Source organism: bacterium, assembly GCA_022616075.1.
Classification (GTDB): domain Bacteria; phylum Acidobacteriota; class HRBIN11; order JAKEFK01; family JAKEFK01; genus JAKEFK01.
Map to the genome: position 1 here is coordinate 1 of JAKEFK010000045.1, position 4,026 is coordinate 4,026.

Here is a 4,026-nt window from a genome sequence, read left to right on the forward strand (position 1 = left end):
ACAGTTACAAATCAATGCCACTCCTTTCCCGTTCCAAGTATCCCCTGATCCCCCCTTCCTCATCTCCACATCCCCCATCCTCTTCGTTCTTCATTGCTGCTGATCCTGACGCCCATTTTCAATCACCGTCGAAGTTTGCTAAAATGGCCGATCCAGAATAACTTTCTCGTTGCACCTGTTTGCATTTCTGGAAGGATTTCAGGAGCGAAAATTGAGAATGAAGATGCATGGAACTCCACTGTTCGGACACGAAAAGAGTCTATCTCTTCATCTCGAAAAATGCAAACAGGCGCAACAAGACTGCAACAATGCAAACGGCAAAGTAGCCGTAAGTGATTGTATTTAAAGCTTTGGGCCGTTAGCTCAATTGGCAGAGCATCTGACTCTTAAACAGATCCACCCGCCTTTATCAACCATCAAAAAATAAAGAAACGCGGAATAATAGGTCTATGGCCCCGCAATTTTTGCAGTTAGGGCGGTTGATTGGTTCCGATTTAAGAGATCTGACCAAAAATCAGATGCTCTGCCAAATTAAGTCAAGACCCGATGCGTCATTACAGACCATGGCATTTTTTGTATTTCTTGCCGCTGCCGCACGGACACGGATCATTTCTACCAGTCTTATCGATTTTTATTGGAGTCTCAGCGCGCAAAGCATTTTCAAGATCCGGCAGACGATCTAGAGGGAGTCCTTCCTCACCAAAATCCATGACTTGCCGAATTCTCAAAATTCTACCTTCTTCATCGACTTCTATGTCGGCATCTATCTGATTCATGTTCTCTAACTGTTTGCGAATCTCCCTGGCCTTGACTTTCTCCTTGGCTTCTTCATAAACATCGGCCAGCCGTTCCACGAGGTCATACTTATCCCGAACATCCGGAACAGATAGTCCTTGCTTCAAGATCTCCTCTGCCCTGTCGTAATCAATCGGCTTATTGAATGTGTAGCAGTCGGCCCAACCGATCCAGCCCCAGCCCCATTCGGGATCAGCATCAAGCCATCCGCGAAATAATCTATCGGTACGGGCTGCTTCTCCAAGGGCGTAGTAGGACTCTCCGATCGCCCGTCTGAAGTTTTCCAGGATCAGCTCATCCTCCTTTGGAAAGCGCTGCATGACCTTTTCACAAAATCGTATCCTCGCGTTCAAGAATTCGGGATTATCAGAAGATGCGTTCCAGAATTCAACTTCGAGATCCTGTATCCAGTTCTCGAGAAATTCAGAGCCTAGAAAGATGTCATCCAACGCGGCAAGAGATTTAAGGCCTCGGGCATCCGCTATCTCCAAAACGGTTTTCCATGTCTCCGACCAGACGCGTGCTGCTGATGCACTATCGCCTCGATGCGCCTTTTCGTATCCTTCCTGAATACGATCATCGATCATCTCAAGGCTTGGCCTTTCCAGTTGCCAGCGCTCCCATAAGACTGTGAGTCCGATCCAAATCCAGTCTTGATCGAAAGATTTCAATTTCAAGCGGCACTCGTTAGAAAGAGAAAGTGACATTTGCTCGGCGGAAAGAAAACCGGAAGAGAGCGATGCAAAATGCTCTTTCGTGATGCTTAAACCAAGAGACGCCAATCTTGCGAGGATTTCTTCATCACTCATTTTTCGCCCGTGACGAAGCATAGGCCTTTCCGACTTGTCTATTTCTTTTCGATATTTTCGATTCGTTTTGTATTCTCGTTCGACGATGCGATCCATAGCAATGTGAGAAGGCTTCACAAATGACTCCTTTCATTAGGGCGCAGAAGGTTTACCGCCTCATGCTTTTCCCGAGTTCCAGTCGCGCCTCTGTAATAGCGCCAAGTTCCCTCCGCAAAACAATGCGAATGCCCAGCAACTCACCCAAAGGCGCAAGCGCCTGATGCACGCGCTGGTCTAGCACCTGGATTTCAGAGGGAAGGAGGTTCGTTTCATCCATACTTTGGAGGATCTTCTTTTCCAAATCTGCTGGCGAACCATCCTCCGGGTGAACTACCTCCATGGCAATTATGAAGCCGGACTTCTCATGAGCAATCATCAAGCATTTTGGGAAATAGGGGCGTTCCTTGTCCTGAATCGCCCCGGGCAAGAAGAACCAATGCGCCTGCCACGCTGAATCTTTTCGAAGGTTTCGACTCCTGATTTCGTGAACATTAGGCTGTGGAATCTGAATCTCCGGCACCGGGATAGGAGCAGGCTTTTGCCATATTTTTGAAAACGAGCCCCGCTCTTTCGGAATATAGGTCAGATATTCTGCTTCTCTCGAACGGAACAAAAAGCTCGGATCTTTTTGCTTCAGCAGACTCGCATCAATGGCGCAGAGAAGCGCGAAAGCAAGAAAGCGCGCTTCAGACTCGTTCACAAACCACGGACAATAGCCGGGCAAGTGGCTGCGAAACTGAGGATATTGCTTGGTCCCTTGGAAACGAAGACCGAGAATTGCAATGATTTTTTTGTCTTCCGGCTCGAGTTCTTTTTTCGCAACGAATTCCACCATTAGATGGTTTCGCTCAGCAATAAAATCGTCTTTAGTCATTGCGTCATCCAACAACCGCTGGTGGAATGTGAGGCCTCCGCTTCCCCGGTACACACAGAAAGCGAGAACCTCACCAAGGATACCCATGATTGTGCCGTATCCAATCTGAGATGTGCCCGGATCCTGTATTCCGAAAACGTCTGCTTCTTCCATCCACTTCCAGGGCTCAAGCTCTCTGAAACGTATGGCTTGTTGATAAAGCTCTTGCCAAATTTCTTGCGAAACTGAAGGAACATGCATTTTCCAACTCCTAAAAGCAAGTAAGTTACCATAACAATGCATTTCTTGCTTGCTCCCATATAGGGAACATCCTATAATTGTCGCGTGCGTATAATATCTCGGAAAACGCTTCGAGAATTTTGGCAAAAACATCCTGATGCAGAGGAGCCATTGAAGGCCTGGTATTTTGACGTGAAACATTCCACCTGGAAAACTCCTTCTGATATTAAGAATATTTATCGGAGTTGCAGCTTCCTGGGCAACAACAGAGTTATATTTAATATTAAAGGAAATAAGTACCGGATTGTCGTAGCAATTCAGTTCGCTTTCGGCATTGTCTATATTCGTTTCGTGGGTACACACACCGATTACAACAAGATTGACCCAAGGACGATTTGAAAGGAGCAGTCATGGAAATAAGACCCATCAAGACCAAAAAGGATTATCAGTTGGCATTAAAAGAGATTGAGCATCTTTTTGCCGCTGTGCCGGGGACGCACGAAGCGGACCGCCTTGAAGTGCTGACAACGCTCGTTGAAGCTTACGAGGAAAAGCATCAGAAAATCTCCCTTCCCGATCCGATCGATGCCATACGCTACTATATGGAAAGTAGAGGGCTTACTCGCCGGGACATGGAGCGGTTTATCGGAAGTCGTGCCCGCGTTTCGGAAGTGTTGAATCGCAAGCGCGCTCTAACTATGGAAATGATTCGCAGGCTTCACAAGGATCTCGGCATACCAGCTGAGGTACTAATTCAGCCTTACCGAATGAAAACAAAAGCTGCATGATTGTTATCACGGAAACTGCGCCAGGCGCTCAGATGCAGCGCATCGATAGCGTTACAGGTACACTGTCGATAGGGTATCTTTTTTAGCATGACGCGAAGTTTTAGCCTTGAATATTGGCAGGATGAGGGTTGGTACGTTGGTCGATTGAAGGAGATACCTGGAATTTTCAGTCAAGGAGAAACATTGGAAGAGCTGGAGGAAAATATAAGAGATGCTTACAAACTGATGATGGCAGACAAAGAGCTTCCAGCACCCGATCTTGCAATCAGAACTAAGGAACTCTAACTCGAAATGTTAAGCGGAACGAATTCATTCGCGAGTTCGTGAAGGCGGGATGCTATCTCAAGCGGCACGGCGCGAATCACGACATTTACGAAAATTCAAAAAGCGGTAAGAACCCCCCTGTCGTAGCCGAGGACCCAGTTCAGCAATTCGGTTGTCCCTGCAGCATGCATCAGAAGGATGATGGAACCATCCGGCTGCTGCTCCACCGGTTGCGTCG

The 4,026-nt window shown here is 47.3% G+C and carries 5 protein-coding genes; 3 read left to right on the forward strand and 2 right to left on the reverse strand.

Annotated elements, in window-relative coordinates:
* Positions 1 to 554 precede the first annotated feature (554 nt).
* Both L0156_03880 and L0156_03885 read right to left on the reverse strand, forming a co-directional pair.
* Entirely contained in the window at positions 555 to 1,721 is a 1,167-nt protein-coding gene (locus tag L0156_03880; GenBank protein ID MCI0602129.1) for an SEC-C domain-containing protein, read from the reverse strand.
* Between the two features lie 31 nt (positions 1,722 to 1,752).
* Positions 1,753 to 2,757 carry a hypothetical protein gene (locus L0156_03885; GenBank protein ID MCI0602130.1) on the reverse strand — a complete coding sequence of 335 codons (1,005 nt, stop codon included), beginning with the start codon at positions 2,755 to 2,757 and terminating at the stop codon, positions 1,753 to 1,755.
* An 84-nt stretch (positions 2,758 to 2,841) separates the two neighbouring features.
* On the opposite strand from L0156_03885, the gene L0156_03890 reads away from it, so the two are divergent.
* From L0156_03890 to L0156_03900, 3 genes are all read left to right on the forward strand, one after another.
* Positions 2,842 to 3,135, forward strand: a complete 294-nt coding sequence (locus L0156_03890; protein MCI0602131.1) for a type II toxin-antitoxin system HigB family toxin — start codon at positions 2,842 to 2,844, stop codon at positions 3,133 to 3,135.
* Positions 3,136 to 3,146: 11 nt separating this feature from the next.
* Positions 3,147 to 3,524: a helix-turn-helix domain-containing protein gene (locus tag L0156_03895; protein MCI0602132.1), complete on the forward strand. Its 378-nt coding sequence runs from the start codon at positions 3,147 to 3,149 to the stop codon at positions 3,522 to 3,524.
* 87 nt (positions 3,525 to 3,611) lie between these two features.
* Positions 3,612 to 3,809, forward strand: a complete 198-nt coding sequence (locus tag L0156_03900) for a type II toxin-antitoxin system HicB family antitoxin (GenBank protein ID MCI0602133.1) — start codon at positions 3,612 to 3,614, stop codon at positions 3,807 to 3,809.
* Positions 3,810 to 4,026: the final 217 nt, after the last annotated feature.

Excerpts from the sequence above, each read along its gene's own strand:
- L0156_03885 (MCI0602130.1), bottom strand. The coding sequence starts at position 2,757 with ATGCATGTTCCTTCAGTTTCGCAAGAAATTTGGCAAGAGCTTTATCAA.
- L0156_03895 (MCI0602132.1), top strand. The coding sequence starts at position 3,147 with ATGGAAATAAGACCCATCAAGACCAAAAAGGATTATCAGTTGGCATTA.
- L0156_03900 (MCI0602133.1), top strand. The coding sequence starts at position 3,612 with ATGACGCGAAGTTTTAGCCTTGAATATTGGCAGGATGAGGGTTGGTAC.